This is a genomic window from Rhizobium redzepovicii (assembly GCF_019793435.1).
GTDB classification, from domain to species: domain Bacteria; phylum Pseudomonadota; class Alphaproteobacteria; order Rhizobiales; family Rhizobiaceae; genus Rhizobium; species Rhizobium redzepovicii.
On the sequence record NZ_JAILYH010000013.1, the window covers coordinates 29,540 to 54,313 of the forward strand.

At 62.3% G+C, this 24,774-nt stretch carries 25 protein-coding genes; 14 read left to right on the forward strand and 11 right to left on the reverse strand.

All coding sequences use genetic code 11. The features are described 5' to 3' along the window. The first annotated feature begins 16 nt into the window (after positions 1-16). Positions 17-1,531, forward strand: coding sequence for an ABC transporter substrate-binding protein (locus tag K6N12_RS20840; protein ID WP_097627927.1), 1,515 nt, complete (start codon positions 17-19; stop codon positions 1,529-1,531). 84 nt (positions 1,532-1,615) lie between these two features. Here the strand turns inward: K6N12_RS20840 and yghU are convergent, their stop codons facing one another. After that, positions 1,616-2,491 carry a glutathione-dependent disulfide-bond oxidoreductase gene (gene yghU, locus K6N12_RS20845; protein ID WP_097627926.1) on the reverse strand — a complete coding sequence of 292 codons (876 nt, stop codon included), beginning with the start codon at positions 2,489-2,491 and terminating at the stop codon, positions 1,616-1,618. Positions 2,492-2,683: 192 nt separating this feature from the next. Continuing rightward, on the reverse strand, positions 2,684-3,535 hold the full coding sequence (locus K6N12_RS20850) for an NAD(P)-dependent oxidoreductase (protein WP_097627925.1): 852 nt from the start codon (positions 3,533-3,535) through the stop codon (positions 2,684-2,686). Between the two features lie 211 nt (positions 3,536-3,746). Between K6N12_RS20850 and K6N12_RS20855 the strand changes: the two genes are divergently transcribed. The 3 genes from K6N12_RS20855 (at position 3,747) to K6N12_RS20865 (ending at position 5,575) form a co-directional block, all read left to right on the forward strand. Then, positions 3,747-4,214, forward strand: a complete 468-nt coding sequence (locus K6N12_RS20855) for a universal stress protein (protein ID WP_097627924.1) — start codon at positions 3,747-3,749, stop codon at positions 4,212-4,214. Between the two features lie 120 nt (positions 4,215-4,334). Next, positions 4,335-5,249, forward strand: coding sequence for a DnaJ C-terminal domain-containing protein (locus K6N12_RS20860; RefSeq protein ID WP_097627923.1), 915 nt, complete (start codon positions 4,335-4,337; stop codon positions 5,247-5,249). 2 nt (positions 5,250-5,251) lie between these two features. Next, positions 5,252-5,575 (forward strand): chaperone modulator CbpM, encoded by a 324-nt coding sequence (locus K6N12_RS20865; RefSeq protein WP_097627922.1) that lies wholly within the window; start codon positions 5,252-5,254, stop codon positions 5,573-5,575. Between the two features lie 13 nt (positions 5,576-5,588). Here the strand turns inward: K6N12_RS20865 and K6N12_RS20870 are convergent, their stop codons facing one another. From K6N12_RS20870 to K6N12_RS20880, 3 genes are read right to left on the reverse strand one after another with little or no spacing between them, the layout of a single operon-like run. After that, positions 5,589-6,518: a phosphatidate cytidylyltransferase gene (locus K6N12_RS20870; protein ID WP_097627921.1), complete on the reverse strand. Its 930-nt coding sequence runs from the start codon at positions 6,516-6,518 to the stop codon at positions 5,589-5,591. Then, positions 6,515-7,135, reverse strand: a complete 621-nt coding sequence (locus tag K6N12_RS20875; protein ID WP_097627920.1) for a lysophospholipid acyltransferase family protein — start codon at positions 7,133-7,135, stop codon at positions 6,515-6,517. The genes K6N12_RS20870 and K6N12_RS20875 overlap by 4 nt, the downstream gene beginning before the upstream one ends. Continuing rightward, entirely contained in the window at positions 7,132-7,761 is a 630-nt protein-coding gene (locus K6N12_RS20880; protein WP_097627919.1) for a CDP-alcohol phosphatidyltransferase family protein, read from the reverse strand. Before K6N12_RS20880 ends, K6N12_RS20875 begins: the two co-directional genes overlap by 4 nt. Positions 7,762-8,030: 269 nt before the next feature. On the opposite strand from K6N12_RS20880, the gene K6N12_RS20885 reads away from it, so the two are divergent. From K6N12_RS20885 to K6N12_RS20910, 6 genes are read left to right on the forward strand one after another with little or no spacing between them, the layout of a single operon-like run. Next, positions 8,031-9,017 (forward strand): BMP family protein, encoded by a 987-nt coding sequence (locus tag K6N12_RS20885; RefSeq protein ID WP_097627918.1) that lies wholly within the window; start codon positions 8,031-8,033, stop codon positions 9,015-9,017. A 7-nt stretch (positions 9,018-9,024) separates the two neighbouring features. Beyond that, positions 9,025-10,437, forward strand: a complete 1,413-nt coding sequence (locus tag K6N12_RS20890; RefSeq protein WP_097627917.1) for an amidase — start codon at positions 9,025-9,027, stop codon at positions 10,435-10,437. Next, positions 10,434-11,966: an ABC transporter ATP-binding protein gene (locus K6N12_RS20895; RefSeq protein ID WP_097627916.1), complete on the forward strand. Its 1,533-nt coding sequence runs from the start codon at positions 10,434-10,436 to the stop codon at positions 11,964-11,966. The genes K6N12_RS20890 and K6N12_RS20895 overlap by 4 nt, the downstream gene beginning before the upstream one ends. Beyond that, positions 11,956-13,005 (forward strand): ABC transporter permease, encoded by a 1,050-nt coding sequence (locus tag K6N12_RS20900; RefSeq protein WP_097627915.1) that lies wholly within the window; start codon positions 11,956-11,958, stop codon positions 13,003-13,005. Before K6N12_RS20895 ends, K6N12_RS20900 begins: the two co-directional genes overlap by 11 nt. Continuing rightward, positions 13,002-13,946, forward strand: a complete 945-nt coding sequence (locus K6N12_RS20905) for an ABC transporter permease (protein WP_097627914.1) — start codon at positions 13,002-13,004, stop codon at positions 13,944-13,946. The genes K6N12_RS20900 and K6N12_RS20905 overlap by 4 nt, the downstream gene beginning before the upstream one ends. A gap of 26 nt (positions 13,947-13,972) precedes the next feature. Continuing rightward, a complete protein-coding gene (locus K6N12_RS20910) occupies positions 13,973-15,262 on the forward strand; it encodes an amidohydrolase family protein (RefSeq protein WP_097627913.1) in 1,290 nt (429 codons plus the stop codon). 51 nt (positions 15,263-15,313) lie between these two features. Here the strand turns inward: K6N12_RS20910 and K6N12_RS20915 are convergent, their stop codons facing one another. Together K6N12_RS20915 and msrA are read right to left on the reverse strand one after the other, a co-directional pair. After that, positions 15,314-16,093, reverse strand: a complete 780-nt coding sequence (locus tag K6N12_RS20915) for a class I SAM-dependent methyltransferase (protein ID WP_097627912.1) — start codon at positions 16,091-16,093, stop codon at positions 15,314-15,316. A 243-nt stretch (positions 16,094-16,336) separates the two neighbouring features. Next, positions 16,337-16,846 (reverse strand): peptide-methionine (S)-S-oxide reductase MsrA, encoded by a 510-nt coding sequence (gene msrA, locus K6N12_RS20920; protein WP_097627911.1) that lies wholly within the window; start codon positions 16,844-16,846, stop codon positions 16,337-16,339. Positions 16,847-17,035: 189 nt separating this feature from the next. Between msrA and K6N12_RS20925 the strand changes: the two genes are divergently transcribed. Genes K6N12_RS20925 through K6N12_RS20940 form a run of 4 tightly spaced genes read left to right on the forward strand, consistent with a single transcriptional unit; the run spans position 17,036 to position 21,004 of the window. Further along, positions 17,036-18,181, forward strand: coding sequence for an extracellular solute-binding protein (locus K6N12_RS20925; RefSeq protein ID WP_097627910.1), 1,146 nt, complete (start codon positions 17,036-17,038; stop codon positions 18,179-18,181). Then, the gene (locus tag K6N12_RS20930; protein ID WP_097627909.1) at positions 18,181-19,071 is read left to right on the forward strand and encodes an ABC transporter permease; all 891 of its coding nucleotides are present in this window, start codon (positions 18,181-18,183) and stop codon (positions 19,069-19,071) included. The genes K6N12_RS20925 and K6N12_RS20930 overlap by 1 nt, the downstream gene beginning before the upstream one ends. Beyond that, positions 19,068-19,895 carry an ABC transporter permease gene (locus tag K6N12_RS20935; RefSeq protein WP_097627908.1) on the forward strand — a complete coding sequence of 276 codons (828 nt, stop codon included), beginning with the start codon at positions 19,068-19,070 and terminating at the stop codon, positions 19,893-19,895. Before K6N12_RS20930 ends, K6N12_RS20935 begins: the two co-directional genes overlap by 4 nt. Positions 19,896-19,924: 29 nt before the next feature. Next, complete coding sequence (locus K6N12_RS20940; protein ID WP_097627907.1) at positions 19,925-21,004, forward strand: ABC transporter ATP-binding protein; 1,080 nt, start codon at positions 19,925-19,927, stop codon at positions 21,002-21,004. 5 nt (positions 21,005-21,009) lie between these two features. On the opposite strand, the gene K6N12_RS20945 is transcribed toward K6N12_RS20940, so the two are convergent. From K6N12_RS20945 to K6N12_RS20960, 4 genes are all read right to left on the reverse strand, one after another. Next, positions 21,010-21,843 (reverse strand): inositol monophosphatase family protein, encoded by an 834-nt coding sequence (locus K6N12_RS20945; protein WP_097627965.1) that lies wholly within the window; start codon positions 21,841-21,843, stop codon positions 21,010-21,012. Between the two features lie 111 nt (positions 21,844-21,954). Then, positions 21,955-23,025, reverse strand: a complete 1,071-nt coding sequence (locus K6N12_RS20950) for an ABC transporter ATP-binding protein (protein WP_097627906.1) — start codon at positions 23,023-23,025, stop codon at positions 21,955-21,957. After that, positions 23,022-23,852, reverse strand: coding sequence for a carbohydrate ABC transporter permease (locus K6N12_RS20955; RefSeq protein ID WP_097627905.1), 831 nt, complete (start codon positions 23,850-23,852; stop codon positions 23,022-23,024). Before K6N12_RS20955 ends, K6N12_RS20950 begins: the two co-directional genes overlap by 4 nt. After that, complete coding sequence (locus K6N12_RS20960) at positions 23,849-24,751, reverse strand: carbohydrate ABC transporter permease (RefSeq protein ID WP_003595640.1); 903 nt, start codon at positions 24,749-24,751, stop codon at positions 23,849-23,851. Before K6N12_RS20960 ends, K6N12_RS20955 begins: the two co-directional genes overlap by 4 nt. Positions 24,752-24,774 lie beyond the last annotated feature (23 nt).

Below are 24,774 nucleotides of genomic sequence, written 5' to 3' on the forward strand. Positions count from 1 at the left end.
CGAAGGGAACGAACTCATGACAAACAGGTGGAAATCAATCGGGCTTGCAGCCTTGCTCGCCGGTCTGACGCTCAGCGCAAGCTATGCCGAGGCCGCCGGTGTACTCACCATCGGCCGCCGCGAGGATTCGACGACATTCGATCCGATCAAAACAGCGCAGAACATCGACAACTGGGTGTTCTCCAACGTCTACGACGTGCTGATCCGCGTCGACAAGACAGGCACGAAACTGGAGCCGGGCCTTGCCGAAAGCTGGACCACCTCGGATGACGGGCTGACCTACACGTTCAAGATCCGCGACGCGAAATTTTCCGACGGTTCGCCGCTGACGGCGGAGGACGCGGCCTACAGCCTGCTGCGCATCCGCGATGACGCGGCCTCGCTCTGGAGCGATTCCTACAAGGTGATCGACACGGCGGTCGCAACCGACGCCCATACGCTGACGATCAAGCTCAAGAACCCGTCCGCGCCGTTCCTTTCGACTCTGGCACTGCCGAATGCCTCCGTCATCTCCAAGAAGGGCATGGAATCGCTTGGTCCCGACGCCTATGGCGAAAAGCCGATCGCATCCGGCGCCTTCGTGGTCGAGGAATGGCGGCGCGGCGACCGCGTCATTCTCAAGAAGAACCCGAATTTCTGGCAGGCGGACCGGGTGAAGCTCGACGGTGTCGAGTGGATCTCGGTGCCTGACGACAATACCCGCATGCTGAACGTCCAGGCCGGTGAGCTGGATACGGCGATCTTCGTGCCCTTCTCCCGCGTCGAGGAGTTGAAGAAGGACCCCAACCTCAACGTCGATATCGACGCTTCGACCCGCGAGGATCATCTGCTGATCAACCATGCGCATGGCGCGCTCGGCAAGAAGGAAGTCCGCCAGGCGCTTGATCTCGCGATCGACAAGAAGGCGATCGTCGATACCGTTACCTTCGGCCAGGGCACGGTCGCCAACTCCTACATTCCGAAGGGCGCACTCTATTATTATGCCGACAATCTGCAGCGACCTTATGATCCAGAAAAGGCAAAGGAGCTGTTGGCGGCTGCCGGCGCCTCGGACCTGACGCTGAATTATTTGGTGCGCGCCGGCGACGAAGTCGATGAGCAGACGGCCGTGCTGGTCCAGCAGCAACTGCAGAAGGCGGGCATCACCGCCAACCTGCAGAAAGTCGATCCGAGCCAGGAATGGGACATGACGGTTGCCGGCGACTACGATATCTCGGTCAACTACTGGACCAACGACATTCTCGATCCGGACCAGAAGACCACCTTCGTCCTCGGCCACGATTCCAACAACAACTACTCGACCAATTACAAGAGCGAGGCGGTGAAGGAACTGGTTGCCAAGGCGCGTCTCGAGCTCGATCCGAAGAAGCGCGAACAGATGTATGTCGATCTGCAGAAGATGGCCAAGGACGACGTCAACTGGATCGACCTCTATTACAGCCCCTATATCAACGTCTCACGCAAGAATATCGAGAACTTCTACCAGAACCCGCTCGGCCGGTTCTTCCTGGAAGATACGGTCAAGAACTGAGTTCTGACAGCATGCAGATGTTCCGCCGCCGTAAAGGCGGCGGAACATAATTTGTTGCTGCGACACGTGGCTGGGGCCGCTTGCTTACTCGGCGGCAGCGAGCTTGTCCTGCGTCCTGGTGTCGAAGTCGCTGGCGTCGTGGCGCTCGTGCAACTGGCTCGAGGGCTCACCGGAGAGGCGGTTGACCATCCGGCCGCGTTGCACGGCCGGCCTGCTGTAGATGCTGTCTGCCCAGCGCAGCACGTTCTTATACTCTTCCACCTGCAGAAACTCGGCTGCACCGTAGGTCCAGCCCTTCACCAACCCGCCATACCAGGGCCAGACGGCAATATCGGCGATCGTATAATCGCTGCCTGCCAGATACTCGCTTTCGGCAAGGCGACGATCGAGCACGTCGAGCTGACGCTTCACCTCCATTGCAAATCGGTCGATCGCATATTCGATCTTCGTCGGCGCATAGGCGTAGAAATGGCCAAAGCCGCCGCCGAGATAGGGGGCGCTTCCCATCTGCCAGAACAGCCATGACAGGCATTCGGCGCGGGCGGCCGGTTCAGTCGGCAGGAAGGCGCCGAACTTTTCCGCGAGATAGGTCAAGATGGCGCCCGATTCGAAGACACGGATCGGCTTTGGCCCGCTACGGTCCATCAGCGCCGGTATCTTGGAATTGGGATTGACCGCGACGAAGCCGCTGCCGAACTGGTCGCCATCGCCGATCTTGATCAGCCAGGCGTCATACTCCGCACCTTCATGGCCAAGCGCCAGCAGCTCCTCGAGCATGATAGTGACCTTCTGGCCGTTCGGGGTGCCGAGCGAATAGAGCTGCAGCGGATGGCGGCCGACCGGAAGCTCCTTGTCATGCGTCGGCCCTGCGATCGGGCGGTTGATACTGGCGAATTGGCCGCCATTCGCCTTGTTCCAGGTCCAGACCTTCGGGGGTGTATAATCGGGAGAACCGCTCATCTTTCAAACTCCTGGCATTGATCGGACAGAGCGCGGCGCCGGTTGGGGCCGCCGCATTTTTCCTGACATAGCAGAGGCGATGAGGTTTTGTCAGAGGTGTCGGAGAAGGTTCACACAATCGTCAGAGTGTTGGAAAGCCCATGGCTCCATCTCTCATATTCGGTTGCTGCGACTATTGCTTGACCATTGCGATCAGTTTTCGGTTCCCGAGGAAGCGATGATCTCGTCCAGCCGTCCGACGAGCACGCGGCTGCCCTCCACGTCGCCAGCCATCCTGGCAAAGAGGTCCGCCATGCCGCGGAAGATGGTCGCCGCCGGATCATCGTCTCCAAGGAAATCGGCAATCTCCTGCATTTCGGCGACCCATCGATAGGCCTTCGGGTACATGTCGGGAATGGATCTCGACAGCTTGCGATCGACGTCCGGAAGGCTGTCGGAGAGTTCGGCTTTCAGGCTTTCGGCAGCACCCGAGCGCGATGCGGCAAGCAGCATGGCGGTGCCGAGGCCGGTAAATCCCTTGTTGATGCCGGCATAACACATTTTCAGGGCCGAGGCGGCGCCGAGCGGTCCGTCGAGCCTGCGGATCCTGAGGCCGCAATCCTCGAGCAGCCGGCTCCGCTCCGCGGTATCGCCGCTGATATAGATGGTCGGACCTGATTTGCCGGGGACCGGCGGCCCGCCGATGATCGCTCCGTCAAGCACCTCGATGCCGCTGCCTTCGAAGCGTGCCGCCAAAGCCTGCATCGTTTTCGGCGCAATCGCGTTGAGGTCGATGAAGGGAGGCGGCGCCTGCATCTCCGACGCTATGTCCGCGACGAGTCCGGCGACCTTGATCGCCTGCGCCGGCGGGACGATCGACAGGATCAACTCAGCCTTCGTCAGCTCCTGGTGGCCGACCGGCACCATGCCGGCTGCCTTTGCCCGCACAATCGTCTGCTCGCTCCTCCCCTCGAGATAGGTCAGCACCGTAGCGCCGTGGTCGATCAGCCGTTTGGCGACGGCACTTCCCATCGCACCCGATCCGATAATCGCAAAATTCGGCATGTGAACCTCAATCAGTGACGACACCGGGTTAGAAATGTTGCTGGAGACCGTGCCGTCAACTGCGACGATACAGCCGGAGGTTCGTTCACAAGCAGTTGGCCGTTTCATGCGCGCTGCCGTTGCGGCACTTTTTCTTGATATTCGTCAATGTCGGAATGGTCGACACCGGTATGATCGGTGTTATCATTCGCATTCGAGGATATGGATTTCAATGTATCGGACGATCATCTGCGGCATCGGCATGGGTTCCAGGGAAACGGCAAGCCGCCTTTTGCGTCGGGCTGCTGCGCTGGTGGATAAAGGCGGGAGCCTCGTCGTCGTGCACGTCATCGAGGGTATCCCCCACCGTCACCTGACGGAGCTTCCCGAAGAATTCGAAACGACCGCGATCGTCGACGCCGAAAAGAAGCTTGCATCGCTTTGTAAAGAGATGGGAGTTCCGGCAACGATCGAGGTTCGTATCGGCGTCGCCGCCTCCGTGCTCGTTTCCGTTGCAAGGGAGAAGTCGGCCGATCTCATCCTGCTTTCATCCCATGTGACGGATATCACCGACTACGTCTTCTCCTCGATCGTCGACAAGGTCGTGCGCCACGCCGGGTGCTCGGTTCTCATCGACCGGCGACCCGATCCCGCGCATGAAGGCTCGGCGCCTCAAGTGGAAGACGCGACGTTGTTTTAGTTCCGCTGCGGATTGACGAAGTCGATCGGAGCGACCGGCCTCCCCTCCCCGGCGGCGGCCCGACAACCTATATCATCCCCAAGCCAACCAGCAGTATTCGCTGCCTGACCGGAGATATGCATGAGCCAGGATCCATATGAGCTTCTGGGCGTAAAACGGGATGCGACGCAAAAGGATATTCAAAGCGCGTTCCGCAAGCTCGCCAAGAAACTTCACCCCGACCTCAACCCCGGCGACAAAAAGGCCGAGGAACGGTTCAAGGAAATTTCAACCGCCTACGAGATCTTGAGCGACGAGGAAAAACGCGGACGCTTCGATCGCGGCGAGATCGATATAACAGGCGCCGAGCGGGCGCAGCGCAATTATTACCGCGACTATGCCTCAAAGAGCGGGCCGGGCGATCCCTACCACAACAGCGCCGGCTTTGCGGATTTCAGCGATGCCGACGATATTTTCGCCAGCTTCTTTTCACGTCGTGCCGGCGGCGGCCAGACCCGTGGTCGTGGCCGTGACCGGCAATTCTCCATGGAGGTCGACTTTCTCGAGGCGGTCAACGGCACCAGGACGGAGGTCAAGATGCCGAACGGTCCGGCGCTGGACGTACAGATCCCGCCGGGGACGCGCGACGGCCAGACCTTGCGGCTGCGCGGCAAGGGCGAGCCGGGCATTGGAGGCGGGCCGACAGGTGATGCCCTGATCGAAATCCGTGTGACCCCACACCGTTTCTTCACGCGAGACGGCGACGATATCCGCCTGGAACTACCGATCTCCCTCAGCGAGGCCGTGCTCGGCGGCAAAGTCCGTGTGCCGACCCCTTCCGGACCAGTCAATTTGACGCTCCCGCCTTATTCGAACAGCGGCAAGGTCCTGCGTCTCAAGGGCAAAGGTGTTGCAAAACGTGGCGGCGAACACGGCGACGTCTACATTTCGCTGAAGATTGTGCTGCCCGACGCCCCGGATGAACGGCTGACGGCCTTGATGAAGGAATGGGCAACGGCAAACTCCTACGATCCGAGAAAGAACATGGAGGCTTGATCATGGATGATCTCGAATTCCGTCTTTACTTGAAAATCGACGTCATCCAGCTTGACCTCTGGATCGAACAGGGTTGGCTGATCCCGGAGACATCAGACGGCCGGAGGCAATTTCGCGACGCCGACGTTGCACGCGCCAGGCTGATCCTGGACCTCATGGGAAACATGGGTGTCAACGAAGCCGGCGTCGATATCGTCATGGAGCTGGTCGACGAATTGCACGGCCTGCGGGGAACGATGGGCAAGCTGATGGCGGCCATCGGCAAGCAGGAGCGGGATGTTCAGCGCCGGCTGCTCGAGAGCCTCGAGGAGATCGACCGGTTTTAGATCGGCCGAATTCTCAGGTGGTGAACCAATAGCGGACGATGTGGAAGAACAGCGGCGCTGCGAAGGTGATGGAATCCAAGCGGTCGAGCACGCCGCCATGGCCCTCGATCACATAGCCCCAGTCCTTGGCATTGAGATCGCGCTTGATGGCCGAGAGCACGAAGCCGCCGAAGAAGCCGGCGACGACGATGACGGTGCTGACGGCCGCGGCCTGCAGCGGCGAGAACGGCGTCAGGCGATAGAGCAGCGTTCCGACAAGGATCGCCGAGGCGCCGCCGCCGATCAGGCCTTCCAGCGTTTTCGACGGGCTGATGTTCGGCGAGAAGCGGTGCTTTCCGAGAAGCTTGCCCCAGACATACTGGAAGACGTCACTGAGCTGCACGACGATGACAAGATAGACGAGAAGAAGTGCCGACGGTGTGTCGGTCTGCAGCATCAGCAGCGCCGGCGCGTGGCTGATCGAATAGACCGTCAGCATCAGGCCCCATTGCACCCTGGCGCTGCGCGCCAGGAATTCGTTGACATCGCCCGTCAGGGTCGCCACCGCCGGCAGGATCAGGAAGGCATATACGGGGATGAAGATCGCAAAGAGGCCGTACCATAGCGTTCCGAGCAGCACATAGTGCACCGGCAGGACGACGAAGAAGGAGAGGAACAATGCCAGGTGGTCGCCGCGCCGCGACGGCGTCAACGTCCAGAATTCACGAAGCGCCATGAAGGAGAGGAACGCGAACAGGATGACCACCGCCGTATCGCCGAGCAGGATCGCGCCGCCGAATATGGCGACCATGATCCACCAGGAGCGGATACGGGCGTTGAGGTTGTGGACGGTGGCGACGGAGCCGGGCTCGGTCGCGCGCCGTTGCAGGATGAAGCCGATGGCCGAGGCGGCGGCAAGCAGGGCGAGGATGGCGGCAAGTACCAGGGAAAACAGGCTGGTCATCTGACAGGCCCCCCGTCTGCGAGCTCGATGACCGCGGCCCGGGCGCGGGCCAGGAAGGCATTCTTTTCCTCGCCGGGTTCGACGCGCAGCGGCTTGCCGAAACGCGCGGTGCAGGTGATCGGGACGATCAGCATGCTTCCTTTCGGCAGGATGCGCTGCAGATTGTCGAGATGGATCGGTATGAGGTCGACATCGGGAAAGCGGCAGGCCAGGCGATAGATGCCGCTGCGGAACGGGGCGATCTCTTCAGTGGCGCTTCTCGTGCCTTCGGGAAAAATCAGGATCGAACGCCCCTCTTCGAGCAGGCGCTCGAGGGGCTCCAGCGGGTTGCTGTCCGGCAGAGGCTTGCGGTCGATCAGGACGGCGCGCAGGCCTTTCTCGGCGATAAAACGGCGAAAGGCGCTGGTTCCCCAATAGTCGCGCGCCGCCACCGGATGGGTCAGCCGCCGCACCGGATACGGCAGGGCGGCCATGACGGCGACGGTATCGACATGGCTGTTGTGATTGGCGAAATAGATGCGGCGGCGCGTGTCGGGCGCACAGCCCCGCCACTCGCTTCGGGCGCCGACCACGATACGGACGAACAGCACCAGAAGACGACGAATAAGAGGAATCATGGTCTCTCCAGCGAACGGGCAAGCGTTATCGTGCGCGTGACGCAGGTGACGAGGCTGCCGGCCGCGATGATGGCGGAGGTTAGGATCAGCGATCGATGGCTGGCGAAGACCAGTGTCTCCACACTCTGGGCAACGAGGCCGGCCGTCAGCACCGCCATGCGGCGCTGCTTGGCCATGATGCCGCTGAAGTCCTGGGCAAGGCCGACCGATCCTCCGAAGACCCTGATATAGGCGGTGAGTGCGGCGAGCAGCGCAGCAAGCCAGCCAAGCCAGGCAAAACCGCAGGCATAACCGGCGGCGACGAGCAGCAGACTGTCGGCGATCCGGTCGGGGAATTCGTTATAGATCGGCCCGCTCCTGGTTTTCTTGCCGCCTTCGATTGCGACCATGCCGTCGAGCAGGTTGCAGACGAGCCGCAGCTGCACAGAGATCGCGGCGCCGATCATAGCGATTGGGTGCGTTGTGAGCAGGATCAGCGCCGCGCCGATGCCGGCAAAGAGGATCGACAGCAGCGAAATACCGTTCGGCGTGACGCCGGTGCGCGCGAGCCATGCGCTCATGCCGATCGCCCAGCGCGACGACCGGCTCGCAATCGGTCGCCGTGAGGCGGCCTCTTCTTCCCCCATTTTCATTTCCCCAAACCCGATCTCCTTGCATATCCTGCCGATGTCGTCGCGCCAAGCCGTCCCGCACTCTAAATTCCGCGCGAGGTCCCGCTCGCGCCAGGCCGCGTTCATTCGGCCGAATCCCGACGCGATACGAGTTCGGAAAAACGGCTGAAGGATCCGGGGCGATGGATCGAACAGCCTGATTTTTAAGCCCATTTGGCGCTTGACACATTTTTGGGCGCTACCTATGATTTTTGAACCAAACGGTAAAAAAAGGGGAGCAGTCAATGACCAAAGACATCCTTATTTCACGCCGGACAGTGATCGCGTCAGGCATTGCGCTTGGCGTCAGCGGCTTTGTCCCGCTGGCGAGAGCTGCCGCGCCGCTGAAGGTTGCGGGCATCCATGCATCGCCGGTCGAAAATGCCTGGAACTCCTGTTTGCACAAGGCCCTGCAGGACGCGGCCAAGGAAGGCGTCATCGAATATGTCTTCTCCGAAGGCGTCTCCGGCACCGATTATCCCCGCGCCATGCGCGAATATGCCGAACAGGGCAACAAGCTGATTATCGGCGAGGCCTATGCGGTGGAGAAAGAAGCTCGGCAGGTCGCGGCCGATTATCCCGATACAGCCTTCGTGCTCGGGTCGAGCGGCGAGCAGGCTGGCGACAATTTCGGCGTCTTCGGCACCTGGAACCATGACGGCGCCTATCTTGCCGGCATGCTCGCGGGCAAAATGACCAAGTCCAATGTCGTCGGTTCCGTCGGCGCCATTCCGATCCCCGAGGTCAACATGCTGATCAATGCGTTTGCGGCCGGCGTCAAGGCCGTCAATCCGGACGCCAAGCACCTGGTCTCGTTCATCGGCACCTTCTTCGATCCGCCGAAGGCGCGGGAAGCTGGTCTTGCCCAGATCGACGCCGGCGCCGACATCCTGTTCGGCGAGCGCATCGGCACTGCCGATGCCGCCAGGGAGCGCGGCATCAAGTCGGTCGGCTCGCTGATCGACTATACGCCGCGCTACCCGGATACAGTATTCGCCAACGCCATGTGGTACTTCCGCCCGATCCTGAATGCCGCGATTGCCGATGTCGCTGCCGGAAAGCCGGTCGGCAGAAACTACACGTCTTACGGCCTGATGAAGGAAGGCGGCAGCGATATCGTCTTCGTCAAGGGTGTGGCGCCCGCCGACGCAGAGGCTGCGATGGAGGCCAAACGGGCGGAGATCAAGGCCGGCACCTTCGAAGTTCCGAAGATGGTGGACGAGCCGAAGTAATCGGCTCATGCAGGGTGATGCGACGGATCTGGCGGTAGCGCTCAGGCATGTCAGCCTGAGCGCTACAGAGGCGATGCATGCTTCTCTTGCCGAAGCTCAGCGGCAGGAGCCTCTCGGCGCGATTGCCTATCTCGATGCCGCCATGGGTCTCGCCTCGGCAAACGGTCGCGACCGGGAGCGGCGGAGCGAGCCCGAACGCTTTTCCAACAGGCCGTTTGCCGGCGTGCCGATCTTGGCGAAGGATCTTGGCGGCCCCTTCGCTGGGTTGCCGGTGACGGCCGGCTCCCGTCTCTTCGAAAGAAGGGGCGGCGAAGCGGATTCCGATCTCGCTTCCCTTTTCCGCGAGGCCGGCTTCTGTCTGTTCGGCCTGACGACCAGCCCGGAATTCGGACTGTCGCTTGCGAGCGAACCAGCAGTCGGGCCGATCTGCCGCAATCCGCTCGATCCGGCCCGCACCGCGGGCGGTTCCTCGGGCGGTGCGGCGGCAGCGGTTGCCGCCGGGATCGTCGCGATTGCGCATGCCACCGATGCCGGCGGTTCGATTCGTGTGCCCGCTGCCTGCTGTGGCCTTGTTGGAATGAAGCCGACGCGCGGCGCCATCCCGGGCGGGCCATCTTTCGGCAATCACCTCGCCGGCATTGCGAGCGAACTCGCGGTTTGCCGTTCGGTGCGGGATACGGCGCTGATTTTCGACGAGCTGAGCGGCAATTCACGAGGTCCCTTTGCGGATCCCGCCCCTGTCGATATCGACAACGAGCGTTTGCGGATCGGCCTGTTGACCGATACCGGAGCGGCCTATCCGACCGAGGGTGATCGGCTTGCAACTGTCGAGGCTGCGGCTCGTGCCCTTGAGAGCGACGGGCACGTCATCGTTCCGCTGAGCTGGACCGAGTTCGCATGGAGTGTCACTTCAAGCGGCCGCGCCTTCGCCGATATCGTCTCCGTCAACCTTGCGGCGCTCATCGAGGCGGCGGCGCTTGATGAAAGCAGAGCCGAGCGACTGACGCAGGCTTTCGCGGCGCGCGGACGGGCGCTGTCGGCGACATCGCTCTGGAACACGCTGAACGATGCCGTCCTCGTGAGCCATAAGCTCTGGGCGCTATTCGACAGGGTCGATTGCATCCTCATGCCGATGCTTTCGTCTGCGCCTCTTGCGATCGGCTCCTTTCCGTCCGATCATGCCGACACGGATCTGCATCTCGAGCGGATGACGGCATTTGCGCCGCTTGCCTGCCTCGCCAATATTTCGGGTTTTCCTGCTTTGACACTGCCTTTCGGACAGGATGAGCACGGCATGCCGCTGCCGGTGCAGATCATGGCGCCGATGGGCCACGAGCCGCGGCTCCTGTCACTTGCCGCACGTCTGGAGACCGAGGGGCGGTGGCGCCACCGCTTTCCCGTTGCAGGGCTGCCGTCATGACCGGGCCCGTGCTGGAGATTATCGGCGTCAGCAAGCGCTTCGGCGCCAATCTTGCCAATGACGATATTTCCATGACGCTTGCCGGGGGTGAGGTCGTCGCCCTTCTCGGCGAGAACGGTGCGGGCAAGACCACGCTGATGAGCATCCTTTTCGGCCACTACATGCCGGATGCCGGCCGAATCCTGATCGAGGGCACGGAGGTGCCGCAGGGCAAGCCGCGCGCGGCGATCCGCGCCGGCGTCGGCATGGTACATCAGCATTTTTCGCTGGCGCCCAATCTGACCGTCCTTGAAAATGTCATGACCGGCACGGAAAGACTGTGGTCCTGGCGCTCAAGGACATCAGCGGCGCGGACAAAGCTCTTGGCAATTTCCGAGCGCTTCGGCCTTAAGGTCGATCCGGATGCCCGCCTTGGCGACTTGTCGGTTGGTGAGCAGCAGCGGGTCGAAATCCTCAAGGCGCTCTATAACGATGCCCGGATCCTCATCCTCGACGAGCCGACGGCGGTTTTGACCAATATCGAGGCCGAACGGCTGTTCACGACGCTGAAGGAAATGGCTCGCCAGGGCCTGTCGCTGATCTTCATCTCCCACAAGCTCGACGAGGTCATGGCGGCCGCCGATCGCATCGTCGTCCTGCGCGGCGGCAAGATGGTCGCCGAACGCAAGGTGTCGGAAACCAGCAAGGCGGAACTCGCTGAACTGATGGTCGGGCGCCGTGTGACGCGGCCCGTGCGCGAGCCGTCGACACCTGGTGCCGTTGCCCTCGAAGCGGCCGATGTGACGGTGCGCATCGGCGGCGTCGATCGGCTGAAATCGATCAGCTTCCGCCTGTACCAGGGCGAGATCCTCGGCATTATCGGCGTTTCCGGCAATGGCCAGGCGGCATTGGCGCATCTTCTCTCCGGCACGCTCTCGCGGAGTGCCGGCGACCTTCTGCTGTTCGGGGAAGCCATCGGCAATCTCGGCGTTGCCGATGTCGTCGAAGCCGGCATCGGCCGCATTCCCGAGGATCGCAACGAGGAGGGCGTGATCGGCGAAATGGCGATCTGGGAAAACGTCGTGCTGGAACGCATCATCTCACCGGCCTTTTCTCGCCGTGGCCTCGTCAACCGCAAGGCGGGCATGGCGTTCGCGAAGGAGATTATCGACGGCTTCGATGTCCGCGGCGGCGGCCCGGCCATCCGTACCCGGCTGCTCTCAGGCGGCAATATGCAAAAACTCATTCTCGGCCGCAACCTGCATCGGCGGCCGCGCATCCTGATCGCGTCGCAGCCGGCGCGCGGTCTCGATGAAGGGGCCGTGGCAGCCGTGCACGCACGCCTGCTCGAAGCCCGCCGGCAGGGTACCGCCGTGCTGCTGATCTCGGAGGATCTCGACGAGGTGATCGCGCTTGCCGATCGCATACAGGCAATCGTCGGTGGCCGCCTGTCACCGCCCGTCGAAGCCGACGGTGCGGATGCCCGCAGGCTGGGACTGATGATGGCTGGCGAATGGCAGGAAAGCCCAGAGGCCGATCATGCGATTTGAGCGCCGCGAACACCGCCCGCTTTACCTGCTGATCGTCACGCCTGTCGTCGCGGTCATCGCAGCGCTGGCGCTGGCGGGTATCCTGATATCAATTGCCGGCGCGCCGGTTCTCGATGCCTATTGGCGCATCCTGATCGGCGCTTTCGGATCCCGGCTTTCGGCTACCGAAACGCTGACGCGGGCAACGCCGCTGATGCTGACGGGGCTTGCCGCCGCCGTCGCCTTCCGGGCGCGGCTCTGGAATATCGGCGCCGAAGGCCAGTTTTATCTCGGCGCCATCGCTGTTGCGGCGGCGAGTTCGAAGCTGCTCGGCAACCTTCCCGGCCCCATTCTCATTCCGCTGCTGCTGCTGATCGGCGCCATTGCCGGCATGGTGCTGATCCTGATCCCGCTCTGGCTCCGACTGCGCTTCTCGGTCGATGAGGTCGTCACCAGCCTGCTCCTGAATTTCATCGCCGTGCTGTTCGTCTCGATGCTGATCGACGGCGTTCTCAAGGACCCGCTCGCCTTCGGCTGGCCGCAGTCGCAATCCGTTAGCGATCACGCCATGCTGCCGAAGCTGATCGCCCGCTCGCGCCTGCATATCGGTTTTGCGATCGCGATCGCGCTGGCCATCATCGTTCATTTCATCCAGTCCCGCACCGTGTTCGGCATGCAGTCACGCGCCGCGGGCCTCAATCCCGGCGGCGCGATCTTCGCCGGCGTTCCACTCGGCAGAACGCTGGTGAAGGTCGCCTGCCTTTCGGGCGGGCTTGCAGGGTTGGCGGGGGCGATCGAGGTCATGGGCGTCAAGGGTTATGTGACGACCGATCTGTCGCCCGGCTTCGGCTATGCGGGTATTGTTGTCGCCATGCTCGCCAACCTCAATCCGCTCGGCGTCGTCTTCGCCGCCATTTTCACCGCCACCATGTTCGTGGGCGCGGATGGTATGAGCCGCGGCCTCGGCATCCCCACCTATATCGCCGACGTCACGGTGGCGCTGTCGCTTTTGACGATGCTGATTGCCTTGTTCATCACCCAATACAGGATCCGGCGATGATGCAGCTCTTCGACATCATCGCTTCATCAGGGCTCTGGGCTGCAATCCTGCGGATCGCCACGCCGCTCATTTTCGGCACGCTCGGCGCCTTGCTCTGCGAACGGGCCGGCGTGCTCAATCTCGGCATCGAGGGCATCATGACCTTCGGCGCCATGATCGGCTGGCTTTCCGTCTATCACGGCGCCGATCTCTGGACCGGCCTGCTGATCGCCGCCATCGCCGGCGGCGTCTTCGGCCTGCTGCATGCGGGCCTGACGGTGACGCTCGGCCTCTCCCAGCATGTCTCCGGTCTCGGCGTGACGCTCTTTGCCTCCAGCTTCAGCTATTATGTCTTCCGGCTGATCGTGCCGCTTGCCAATACCCCACCCACCATTGTGCCCTTCCAGCCGATCGCCCTTCCCGGTCTTTCGACCTTGCCTTTCATCGGGCCGGCCTTCTTCACCCAGACGGCGCCGACCTATCTTGCGATCGCCATCGCGCTGCTGATGGCCTACATTATCTTCCGCACACCAGTGGGGCTTGCGATCCGCATGACCGGCGAAAATCCGCACGCGGCGGAAGCCCAGGGCGTCGATCCGATGAAGGTGCGCTACTGCACGGTGATCGCTGGAAGCGCGTTGATGGGAATGGGCGGGTCATTCCTGACATTGTCGGCGTTCAACAGTTTCTTCCCGACCATGGTGCAGGGACGCGGCTGGATCTGCATCGCACTCGTCGTGTTCGCCTCCTGGCGCCCCGGCCGCGCGCTTTTCGGCGCCCTGCTCTTTGCCTTTTTCGACGCCTTTCAACTTCGTCTGCAAACCGCGCTGAGCGGGCTTGTACCCTATCAGCTCTTTCTGATGACCCCCTATATCCTGTCCATCGCCGCCCTTGCCGTCATGGCCCGCCGCGCCCGCGTTCCGCAGGCGCTGATGCGGCCCTATCGACGCGGCGAACGCTGAAACCGCTCACATCCAACGAGGTTCCGATGTTCGATCTGATCGTCAAAAATGCAAATCTCCCCGATGGCTCAGAGAGTATCGATATCGGCATCCAGGGCGGCAAGATCATCGCTCTTGAGCGCAATCTCCAGGCGCAGGCGGGTGAAGAGATCGACGCGACCGGTCGGCTGGTCAGTCCGCCCTTCGTCGATCCGCATTTCCATATGGATGCCACCCTGTCCCTCGGCTTACCGCGCATGAATATCTCGGGCACGCTGCTTGAAGGGATCGCGCTCTGGGGCGAGCTGCGCCCGATCGTGACAAAAGAAGAGCTGGTCGATCGTGCGTTGCGCTATTGCGACTTGGCTGTCACCCACGGGCTGCTCTTCATTCGCAGCCACGTCGACACCAGCGATCCCAGGCTGGTGACCGTCGAGGCGATGATCGAGGTTCGCGAAAAGATCGCTCCCTATATCGACCTGCAATTGGTCGCTTTTCCTCAGGATGGCTATTACCGCTCGCCCGGCGCGATCGACACCCTAAACCGCGCTCTCGACATGGGCGTCGACATCGTTGGCGGCATTCCCCACTTCGAACGAACGATGGGCGAAGGCACGGCGTCGGTCGAGGCGCTCTGCCGCATCGCTGCCGATCGCGGCCTGCCGGTCGACATGCATTGCGACGAAACCGATGATCCCCACTCGCGCCATATCGAGACGCTGGCTGCTGAAACCATTCGTTTCGGGCTGAAAGGGCGGGTCGCCGGGTCGCATCTGACCTCGATGCATTCGATGGACAATTATTATGTCTCCAAGCTCATTCCGCTGATGGCGGAGGCCGAGATCAACGTCATCCCCAATCCGCTGATCAACATCATGCTGCAGGGCCGGCACGACACCTATCCGAAACGCCGCGGCATGACTCGCGTGCGGGAGCTGATGGATGCTGGGCTCAATGTTTCCTTCGGGCACGACTGCGTCATGGACCCCTGGTATTCGATGGGATCGGGCGACATGCTGGAGGTCGGCCATATGGCGATCCATGTCGCCCAGATGGCCGGCATCGACGACAAGAAGAGGATCTTCGACGCGCTGACCGTCAATTCGGCGAGGACGATGGGGATTGCAGGCTACGGCCTGAAGAAGGGATGCAATGCCGACCTCGTCATCCTCCAGGCGAACGATACGCTGGAGGCGCTGCGGCTGAAGCCGAACCGGCTGGCGGTGATCCGGCGCGGCAAGGTCGTCGCCCGCTCGGCGCCGCGCATCGGCGAGCTTTTCCTGGACGGGCGCCCCGCCCGGATCGATGGCGGCCTGGACTATATCCCCCGCTATTGAGAGGGGATGGCGCTGGCCGTCGGTGAGATTCGCGCGCTGTCCGCCTCTCCATTACTCCGGCGCCCGGCGAGCGGTGATGATCCACGCCCGCGAGTCGAACAGCACGCCCTCCGGGGTCATATGCGCCTCCATTAAATCGCGCAGCCGCTGCAATGGCCTGTCAGGCTGTTCGTTCGTGCGGGCGAGCGCGTCCGTCACAAGATAGAGGCCGGCAAGTGCATTGGATGCGGCATCGGCGTCCGGTCCATAGAAAACCGGCTCCCGAACGTCGATAAAGTCGATCGAGGTAAAGCCGGCCGTGCTCAGTAGCTCCGTGGCAACGCCGGGATCGCCGAGCGAATACGGATCGGGAGCACCTGCGGAAACGGCAGTTTCGGTCCCGAGGGCCTGCCGGATGGCGCCGGACCATGCGTTGCGCTCCCGGCTCTGCCACACCATCCACACAAGGCGCGCGCCCGGCCGCATCGCTCGGCCGATATTGGCAAAGGCCGCCGCCGGATTGGCAAAAAACATCACCCCGAACCGGCTGATGCAGAGGTCAAAACTGGCCGGCGGGAACATGTGGGACTGCGCGTCTGCCTGCTCGAAAGCCACATTTCGCAAACCCTCCGAAGCACTCCGCCGCCTTGCGACCTCGAGCATTTCAGCCGAAACGTCCACACCGACCGCTTCTCCTTGCGCTGCGGCGCGGGCGGCCTCACGCGTCGTTTGCCCAGCGCCGCAGCCGATATCGAGCACCCGATCATCCGAGCGCACGCCGGCGGCATTCCGCAGGTGCCGATTGTGTCTTGCCAATTCCGCATCGTAAAAGTCGGCACGATCCAACGCCATAACACTCACTCTGCGTTGTTCGATAGGGCAGTCCGAGGAGCCGTCACGCAAACAGGTTGCATGTTAGGATCAGTTTGGCAAGATGAAGACCGACCGCAATCTGCGATTGCCGGCGGAGGGGCATGAAATTCACGCTCACGACATCGACCAGTTGGTGCGTCATTGGCCGATCATACTGGGTTCTGACCCGGCGGGACGTGCCGTGCATGCCGGCGTCGCTTCCGGCATGCACGCATGGTTGCGTCAGGCGATCTTCTGGCGGGCCGGCAGCTTCCAGCCGGGCCGGACGAAGTGGCAGGTATAGCCGTTCGGGATCCGCTCCAGATAGTCCTGGTGCTCGGGTTCTGCTTCCCAGAAATCGCTCACCGGCACGACTTCGGTGACGACCTTGCCGGGCCAGAGGCCGGATGCGTCGACATCGGCGATCGTATCCTTTGCAACGCTCTCCTGCTCGGGGCTGGTGTAGAAGATCGCCGAGCGGTAGCTCGCGCCGACGTCATTGCCCTGGCGGTTGCGCGTGCTCGGGTCATGGATCTGGAAGAAGAATTCGAGGATTTCGCGATAGCTGATCTTGGCTGGATCGAAGATGATCTCGATTGCCTCTGCATGGGTTCCGTGGTTGCGGTAGGTGGCGTTCGGCACGTCGCCGCCGGTATAGCCGACGCGGGTCGAGATCACGCCTTTGTAGCGGCGGATGAGGTCCTGCATGCCCCAGAAGCAGCCACCGGCGAGCACTGCACGTTCTTCGGTCATTGGGTGTCTCCTTGTTTGCCCAGAGATAGTGTCTGCAGCCGCCGATTTCCATATGGGCGGAAATAAGCACAGCTGTGCAATTCTCTCCGAATAGCGCCGTTCCTGTCATGTCGATGTTACGCGCCGGCGCTAGCAAAGTCCTGAACAATCCTGCGGAGGCGGAGCCTCGATACCTGATGGAGATGGGTTATGAACAGGCGTGAATTTCTGATCACATCGTCGGCTGCGGCCGGTCTTCTGGCTCTTCCGCGTTTCGCATCGGCCGCGGCCGGCACGATCGACCTCTACAGCGGTTCGGATGCCAATATCATCGACCTCTGGAACAACATCATCCGCCCCGCCTTTCAAAAAGCCCATCCTGAAGTCGCCCTGAAGGTGACCGATGCCGGCGACAATAACGGCCTGCGCGCCATCGCTGATCGCGCGCTCGCAGCGCTGAAGACCAAAACCGATCCGCAGGCCGATCTTTTCGAGCAATTCGATCCGCGCCTGCCGGCGGGCGGCATCGATGCCGGCCTCTGGCTGAAACTGTCAGCCGAAAACGTCGAAGGCTATGACCATATCAATCCGCTCGCCCTCGATACTCCCTACTCCCTTCCCTATCGCGGCTCGCAGGTCCTGCTGGCCTACGACACGACCAAGCTCGACCCGAAGGACGCGCCGAAGAGCTGGGAGCAGCTCACCACCTGGATCAAGGCCAATCCGGGCCAGTTCATCTATAACAGACCCGACAAGGGCGGTTCGGGCAGCAATTTCGTCCGCCGCGCCATTCATGAGGTGAACGGCCGCGATCCGAAGAAATTCAAGGTCGACAATTACACGGCGGACTACGGTACCGAGGCACTGACGCCGGCCTGGAAGATCCTTAACGATCTCGCCCCTTCGCTCTACGATAAGGGCGCCTATACATCAGGCAACACCCAGTCGATCCAGCTGCTTGCCCAGGGTGTCGTCACCATGGTGCCGGTCTGGTCGGACCAGGTGCTGCAGGCGATCGCGCAGGGCGTGCTGCCGGAGACGACCGGCCTAGTGCAGCTTGGCGATCTCGCCCTTTGCGGCGGCTTCTCCAGCATTACCGTCTTCTCGAACGGCGCCAACAAGGATGCGGCGCTGAAGCTTGCCGCCTTCATGCTGACGAAGGAGATGCAGGAAGCGATCATCACCCAGATCGGCGGCTTCCCCGCCATCTCCTGGGATCACATCTCCGACGATCTGCGCAAGAAATACGCCGACGTCATTCCGTCGACCATTCCGACCTTCCCGAGCGGCGATTGGGAAAAGGCGATCAACGACGGCTGGTACCGCAGCGTCGCTCCCGGTATCAGCCGCACCTGATGTCCGCCGATACCGCGCTGGCGGCACCGCGCCGCCACCAACCCATTGACAGGGGGAGCTCGATCGGGCTCCTCCTCGTCGCCCTGCCGGTTTTGCTGCTGGCATGGCTGATCGTCTATCCGATCTTTTCGGCGGTCGTCGGCACCATCTTCGTTCGAGGCCCCGATGGCGCGACGGACCTGACGTTCGCCTCCTACCGCTTCTTCTTCACCGACGGCTACAGCCTCGCCAACCTGTGGATGACGCTCTGGACCACTGCCGTCTGCGGCACCCTGCTGCTGGCGATCGGCTTTCCGATCGCGCTTTATCTTCGCTTCTCGCAAGGGCGCCTTGCCGCCTATGTGCAGGCGCTGGCGATCTTCCCGATGTTCGTGCCGTCGATTATCCTCGCCTATGCGCTGATCAGGACCGTCGGGCCGAACGGCACCGTCGACCTGCTGCTGAACGCCGTCGGCCTGCCCAAGCTGCGCACGCCCTATCTGACGCCATGGGGACCGGTCATCGGCCTCGTCTGGGACAATCTTCCGCTGACGGTACTGATGCTGACGGCCGGCCTCTCCTCCGTTTCGAACAGCGCCGTCGAGGCGGCCCGCGACGTCGGCGCAAGGCCGCTTCGGGTCTTCGTCTCGATCATCCTGCCGCGCATGGGCAATTCCATGCTGGTTACTGCATCCTTTGCCGTGCTCGGCATCTTCTCCGCCTTCACCCTTCCCTATGTGCTCGGCCCGGCATCGCCTGAAATGATGGGGCCGTTCATGCAGCGCACCTTCGCCGACATGAACGATCCGCTTGATGCCATGACCCAGGCCGTCATCACATTCGGCTTCTGCCTGGTCTTCGGCATCTTCTACATCCGGTCGATCGCCCGCAACCGTGAGGCCCGGCCATGAGTGCCGGCGGATCGCGCATCACCCTTCGCTTCGACTGGGTCGGCCTCGTCTTCGCCTGTCTGCTGACGCTGTTGATCGCCCTGCCGCTGATCGTCGTCGGCACCTGGGCCTTCACCGAGATCTGGCGTTATCCATCGGTGATCCCGCAGCAGTTCGGCCTGCGTTTCTGGGGCCAGACGCTGGCGCGGCCGGATGTCTGGGATGCCCTGTTTCTCAGCCTGCGGTTGACGACGACCGTAACGTTCCTATCCGCCGTCATCTGCCTTCCCGCGGCCTACGCCTTCGCGCGCCTGCGTTTTCCCGGAAGAAACATCCTGTTCCTGTCGTTTCTCGCATCGCATGCCTTTCCGAAATTCGGCCTGCTGGTCGCCATTGCCGGCATCTTCCTGCAGCTCGGCCTGATCAGTACCTTCTGGGGCGTGGTGCTGATCCAGCTCGTCGGCACGCTGATGCTGATGATCTGGATTCCGGTCGCAGCCTTCCAGAATGTCGACCGGCGCATGGAAGAGGCGGCCCGCGATGCCGGTGCTGCGCCGCTGCGCGTCTTCTGGTCGATCACCCTGCCGCAGGCCGCACCGACGATATCAGCCGCCCTGCTCTTGACCTTCGTCGGCACCTTCTACGAGACCGAAGGCGCCTGGCTGATCGGGGCGCCTGGGATCCGCACTATGCCGGTGCTGATGATCAGCTTCATCAACAATCAAATCGTCGTGCAATACGGCGCCGTGCTTTCCGTCATGCTGTGGGTGCCGTCCTTCATCGCGCTGATGTTTGCCCGCCGCGTTATCGGCACCGGCGCCTTTGCCAGAGGTTTTGGCGCCTGAGAAGCCTCAATCGAGGAAAGGGTTTGAGAATGGCACATCTGGCAATCGAGAGCGTTTCGAAACTGTTCGGAACCACCTTTGCCGTCAACGACTTTTCGCTCGAAGTCGGCGACGGCGAGCTTGTCTGTCTGCTCGGCCCCTCCGGCTCCGGTAAGTCGACGCTTCTCAGAATGATCGGCGGCTTCGAGCGGCCGAGCGGCGGCACGATCCGCATCGATGCCAGTGATGTGACGAACCTGCCACCCGAGCGGCGCCCGACCGGCATGGTGTTTCAGAGCCACGCGCTCTGGACGCATATGGATGTCTTCAACAATATCGCATTCGGCCTGAAGCTGCGGCGCCTGCCGAAATCCGAAATCCGTGAGCGCGTCGAGAACGCGCTCGATATGGTCGGCCTTGCCGATTACGGGCGGCGGATGACGACGCAACTGTCGGGCGGACAGCAGCAGCGCGTCGCGCTTGCGCGTTCGCTGGTGCTCGAGCCCAAGATCCTGTTGCTCGACGAACCCTTCGCCAGCCTCGACCAGCATCTGCGCGAGAGGCTGCGGGAGGAAGTGCGCGATATCCAGCAGCGCCTCGGCATTACCACGCTCTTTGTTACCCATGGCCAGGACGAGGCCTTGGCGCTTGCCGACCGCATCGTCGTCATGCGTGATGGGCGCACCGAGCAGATCGCGCCACCGAGCACCATCTATCGGCAGCCGCAGACGGCCTTCGTCGCCGGTTTCATCGGCTCGATGAACTTCGTCCAGAGCCGCACCCGAAACGGCGTCTGCGACCATCCGCTCTTCCCGCTTGCCGTTCCCGTCGAGGACGGGCCGGTGACGCTGGCCACCCGCCCGGAAGCGCTGACGATCCGTCCTTCGTATCGAGCAGACGCGGCCAGCGTCCATCGCATCGTCGATTTCGGCACGCACAAGATCGTCGATATCGATCTTGCGGACGGCAGCCGCCTGAAGGCAATGGTGGCGCCCGACGATCGGATGGAGGCCGGGATGAAGGTCGAGCCGAATTTTACGAGTTTCTTCGTCTTCCGCGACAATACACTCGTTCACCAGGGAGCCCCGGCAACGACCGGTGCGCAGCTCGGACGGTTGCTGCCGGTCTGAAGCAATTACGCCTTCGCCAGGAAGCCTTCCCTAAGCCAGGGGTGCAGCACCTTGCTGGCGGCAAGGATATCGCCCTTCCCGTCGACGGCGGCGCCGGAAAAACGGGTGACGATGCCGCCTGCCTCTTCGACCAGCAGCGCCGAGGCGCCGAAATCATGGACCGCGAGCCCGTCCTCGAAGAAACCGTCCAGCCGGCCGCAGGCGACATAGGCGATCGACAACGCCGCCGAACCGAGGCGGCGCACGCCTGCCGTATTGGCCATCAGCCGTTTGATGGCGTCGAAATAGACCTCTTCCGTAACCGCCTTGACCTGGCCCGGAATCGGCAGGCCGGCGCCGACGAGCACGTTCTCGATATCGCCGACATCGGCGCAGCGGATGCGCTCGCCGTTAAGATAGGCGCCGCCGCCGCGCTCGGCACTGAACAGCTCGTCCTGCATGGCGTCATAGACGACGCCGGCGACCAGCCGACCACCCTCGGCGATCGCGATCGTCATGCCGAAATGCGGGAGGCCCCAGGCGTAATTGGTGGTGCCGTCGATCGGGTCGATGTAGATGATCGGCGTTTCCGGCCCCGCCGTGCGGTTGCCGACGGCTTCCTCGCCCTGGATGGCGTAGTCCGGGAAGGCCTTGGTCATTTCGTCGACGATGATCCGCTCGACGGCGACATCGATCTCGGTCTGATAGTCTCGCGGCGCCTTGGCGAGCATTTCCTGAGAGGTTCGCCGCCGCAGCGAGCGGCGGGCGATTTCGCCCGCCTTCACCACCGCTTCGGCAAGCACGAGGAGGCGGGACGACGCCGTGGGGGAAAGGCGCGCTGAAATCAGGGAGGATGTCATGATGAAGATCCGGATGCTGCAGATGTGACGGAGTGACTCGTGCGGGAGCAATCCCTTCGCAGAGGCTGATGATGGTTTTATGAAACCGTCAGCGTCTCTGCGCCGGCGATGTTATATCACACGGTCCGTCGATGCGTCGAACAGATGGATCTGCCCCGGATCGATCGAAAGTCCGATCCTGTCTCCCGTCTTGACCCTGTCGCGGCGCGTCTCGACGATCGTCAATTCCGGTTGGGTCTCCGCGACGATGAAGGTCGACGAGCCGGTCGATTCGACGAATGCGATCGGGACGTCGAAAGTGCCATGCCCGGGCTCGACGACGCCGATATGTTCCGGCCGGATGCCGGCGACGAGCTTGCGCCCTGGCTCGACGGTGCGGGTGAGCGCAAGCGACTGTTTCACCGCGCCGAAATCCAGGATCAGGCTCCTGCCGTCTTCGGCGGCAATCGCGGGAATGAAATTCATCGCCGGCGAGCCGATGAAACCGGCGACGAAGCGGTTTGCCGGCCGGTCGTAAAGATCGAGTGGCGCCCCCTGCTGTTCGATGACGCCGTCGCGCATCACCACCACATGGTCGGCCATCGTCATCGCTTCGACCTGATCGTGGGTGACGTAGACGAAGGTTGCGTTCAGCCGGTCGTGCAGCGACCGGATTTCCTTGCGCATATGGACGCGCAGCGCCGCGTCGAGGTTGGACAGCGGCTCGTCGAACAGGAAGGCCTTGGGATGGCGGATGATGGCGCGGCTCATGGCGACGCGCTGGCGCTGGCCGCCGGACAGTTCGCGCGGGTAGCGCTTGAGGAGATGCGAAAGACCGGTCGTCGCCGCCACCTCTTCGGCCGCCTTCTTGGCTTCCGCCTTGGCGATGCCGCGAATGCGCAGGCTGTAGGTCAGGTTCTCCTCGACCGTCATATGCGGATAGAGCGCATAGGACTGAAACACCATGGCGACGTCGCGCTTGCGCGGAGGCACGCCGTTCATCAGCTCGCCGGCGATCCGCAGATCGCCGGTCGAGATGCTTTCGAGGCCGGCAAGCGAGCGCAGCAGCGTGGACTTGCCGCAGCCAGACGGGCCGACGAGCGCGACGAAAGTACCCTTGGCGATCGACAGGTCGATGTTCTTCAGGGCGTGGAAGGCGCCGTAATATTTATTGACGCCTCTGAGCTCGATCTGTGTGGTCATTTGAGGGCTCCAGAGGTGAGGCCGGATACGATGCGGCGCTGCAAGAGAACGAAGATGGCAAGGATGGGTGTCACATACATCGTGGCGTAGGCCATGATGTTGTTCCACTCGTTGGTGTTCGGTCCCATGAAGGAGTTGAGACCGACGCTTGCCGGCTGAAGGTCGACCGCCTGGATCATCGATTTCGAATAGACGAATTCGCCGAAGGCCTGCATGAAGATCAGGATGGCGCTGACGAGGATGCCGTTGCGGGCGAGCGGCAGCACGATGTTGAAGAAGGCGCCGACGCGCGAATTGCCGTCGACGAGGGCCGCCTCCTCCAGCTCCTGGGGCACGCTCATGAAGGTGGCGCGCACCAGGATGACGAAGAAGGGCATGCTCTTGGCGGCGACCGCAATGATGACGGCGAGCCGCGGCGTGGAGAGCATGCCGATCTGCGAGAAGCCGACGAAGATTGGCGTGATCATCAGCGATGCCGGCAGGACCTGCAGCATCAGGATCAGGAACAGGCCGATATCCACCCAGACGTTGCGGTATCTGGCGAGCACATAGGCGCAGCCGACGCCGAGCACGGTGATCAGCGCCATGGAGCCGAGAGCGATAACCAGCGAATTCCAGAGGTAGCGGCCCATGTCGCGGCTTTCCCAGACATAGGTGTAGGTGCCCCATTGGGGTGCTGCCGGCCAGAAGCTCGGCGGCGTGGCGAACATCTCCGAGCCGCTTTTCAGCGCGGTGATGTACATCCAGTAGAGTGGGAAGAGATAGATCGCCGCCATGACGATCGAGATTGCCAGCATCAAGCGGTCGCGATTGGTCGTCGTGCTCATCCGCGCACCTCATGGCGTGTGGACCGGACATAGACGACGGAGGCGAACATGACGAAGACGATCATGATGACGGAGATCGTCGCGCCCTTGGCGAAATCATACTGCCGGAAGGAAAGATCCCAGGCCCAATATTGGGTGACGTTCGACGAATTGTTCGGCCCGCCCGAGGTGATCGCGGCGAAAAGATCGAACTGCTGCAGGGTGAAGATCAGGCCGAGCGCGATGATGGCGCCGATGGTCGAGCGCATCATCGGCAGCGTGATCGTCCAGAAGCGCTGCCAGACATTGGCGCCGTCGAGTTCGGCGGCTTCATAGAGATCGGCGGGAATGCCGGCAAGGCCAACGGACAGCAGGATCATGTTGAACGAGGTGCCGAGCCAGATATTGGCGATGATCACGGCATAGAGCGAATAATGCGGATCGGAGCGCCAGAAGATATTGCCGGAGATGATGCCGCTTTCCCTGAGGATGAAATTCAGGACGCCGAAATCGCCCGAGAGAATCCAGTTCCAGATGGCGCCGACGACAAGGCCGGGCATCACCCAGGAGACGAGGAACAGGCCGCGCATCCATGAGGCGCCGGGAAAATTGACCCAGAAGAACAGCGCCAGCCCGAAGCCGATCAGGAACTGGCCGGCGATCGAGCCGGTGACGAAGATGACGGTATTGTAGAGGATCGGCAGCGTTTCCGGCTGCGCGAAGAGGTCGGTATAATTCTTGAAGCCGACGAAAGGACGCGAGAAGGTTCCGAGGCTGAACATGTCGACCTCCTGGAAACTCATCACCACATTGTAGATGAGCGGCAGACCCGCCATCAGGAACAGAAAGCCGAGCGGGAAAGCGACGAGCACGATATCGAAACCACGGCCGTCCCTGACGCTCATCAGGATCCTCTTCATGCGTCCTCCGATGCTCCGATCGG

What these genes read in the sequence shown, in the direction of transcription:
- K6N12_RS20840 (WP_097627927.1), top strand. Translation starts at nt 17, where the DNA reads ATGACAAACAGGTGGAAATCAATCGGGCTTGCAGCCTTGCTCGCCGGT.
- yghU (WP_097627926.1), bottom strand. Translation starts at nt 2,491, where the DNA reads ATGAGCGGTTCTCCCGATTATACACCCCCGAAGGTCTGGACCTGGAAC.
- K6N12_RS20850 (WP_097627925.1), bottom strand. Translation starts at nt 3,535, where the DNA reads ATGCCGAATTTTGCGATTATCGGATCGGGTGCGATGGGAAGTGCCGTC.
- K6N12_RS20855 (WP_097627924.1), top strand. Translation starts at nt 3,747, where the DNA reads ATGTATCGGACGATCATCTGCGGCATCGGCATGGGTTCCAGGGAAACG.
- K6N12_RS20860 (WP_097627923.1), top strand. Translation starts at nt 4,335, where the DNA reads ATGAGCCAGGATCCATATGAGCTTCTGGGCGTAAAACGGGATGCGACG.
- K6N12_RS20865 (WP_097627922.1), top strand. Translation starts at nt 5,252, where the DNA reads ATGGATGATCTCGAATTCCGTCTTTACTTGAAAATCGACGTCATCCAG.
- K6N12_RS20870 (WP_097627921.1), bottom strand. Translation starts at nt 6,518, where the DNA reads ATGACCAGCCTGTTTTCCCTGGTACTTGCCGCCATCCTCGCCCTGCTT.
- K6N12_RS20875 (WP_097627920.1), bottom strand. Translation starts at nt 7,135, where the DNA reads ATGATTCCTCTTATTCGTCGTCTTCTGGTGCTGTTCGTCCGTATCGTG.
- K6N12_RS20880 (WP_097627919.1), bottom strand. Translation starts at nt 7,761, where the DNA reads ATGGGGGAAGAAGAGGCCGCCTCACGGCGACCGATTGCGAGCCGGTCG.
- K6N12_RS20885 (WP_097627918.1), top strand. Translation starts at nt 8,031, where the DNA reads ATGACCAAAGACATCCTTATTTCACGCCGGACAGTGATCGCGTCAGGC.
- K6N12_RS20890 (WP_097627917.1), top strand. Translation starts at nt 9,025, where the DNA reads ATGCAGGGTGATGCGACGGATCTGGCGGTAGCGCTCAGGCATGTCAGC.
- K6N12_RS20895 (WP_097627916.1), top strand. Translation starts at nt 10,434, where the DNA reads ATGACCGGGCCCGTGCTGGAGATTATCGGCGTCAGCAAGCGCTTCGGC.
- K6N12_RS20900 (WP_097627915.1), top strand. Translation starts at nt 11,956, where the DNA reads ATGCGATTTGAGCGCCGCGAACACCGCCCGCTTTACCTGCTGATCGTC.
- K6N12_RS20905 (WP_097627914.1), top strand. Translation starts at nt 13,002, where the DNA reads ATGATGCAGCTCTTCGACATCATCGCTTCATCAGGGCTCTGGGCTGCA.
- K6N12_RS20910 (WP_097627913.1), top strand. Translation starts at nt 13,973, where the DNA reads ATGTTCGATCTGATCGTCAAAAATGCAAATCTCCCCGATGGCTCAGAG.
- K6N12_RS20915 (WP_097627912.1), bottom strand. Translation starts at nt 16,093, where the DNA reads ATGGCGTTGGATCGTGCCGACTTTTACGATGCGGAATTGGCAAGACAC.
- msrA (WP_097627911.1), bottom strand. Translation starts at nt 16,846, where the DNA reads ATGACCGAAGAACGTGCAGTGCTCGCCGGTGGCTGCTTCTGGGGCATG.
- K6N12_RS20925 (WP_097627910.1), top strand. Translation starts at nt 17,036, where the DNA reads ATGAACAGGCGTGAATTTCTGATCACATCGTCGGCTGCGGCCGGTCTT.
- K6N12_RS20930 (WP_097627909.1), top strand. Translation starts at nt 18,181, where the DNA reads ATGTCCGCCGATACCGCGCTGGCGGCACCGCGCCGCCACCAACCCATT.
- K6N12_RS20935 (WP_097627908.1), top strand. Translation starts at nt 19,068, where the DNA reads ATGAGTGCCGGCGGATCGCGCATCACCCTTCGCTTCGACTGGGTCGGC.
- K6N12_RS20940 (WP_097627907.1), top strand. Translation starts at nt 19,925, where the DNA reads ATGGCACATCTGGCAATCGAGAGCGTTTCGAAACTGTTCGGAACCACC.
- K6N12_RS20945 (WP_097627965.1), bottom strand. Translation starts at nt 21,843, where the DNA reads ATGACATCCTCCCTGATTTCAGCGCGCCTTTCCCCCACGGCGTCGTCC.
- K6N12_RS20950 (WP_097627906.1), bottom strand. Translation starts at nt 23,025, where the DNA reads ATGACCACACAGATCGAGCTCAGAGGCGTCAATAAATATTACGGCGCC.
- K6N12_RS20955 (WP_097627905.1), bottom strand. Translation starts at nt 23,852, where the DNA reads ATGAGCACGACGACCAATCGCGACCGCTTGATGCTGGCAATCTCGATC.
- K6N12_RS20960 (WP_003595640.1), bottom strand. Translation starts at nt 24,751, where the DNA reads ATGAAGAGGATCCTGATGAGCGTCAGGGACGGCCGTGGTTTCGATATC.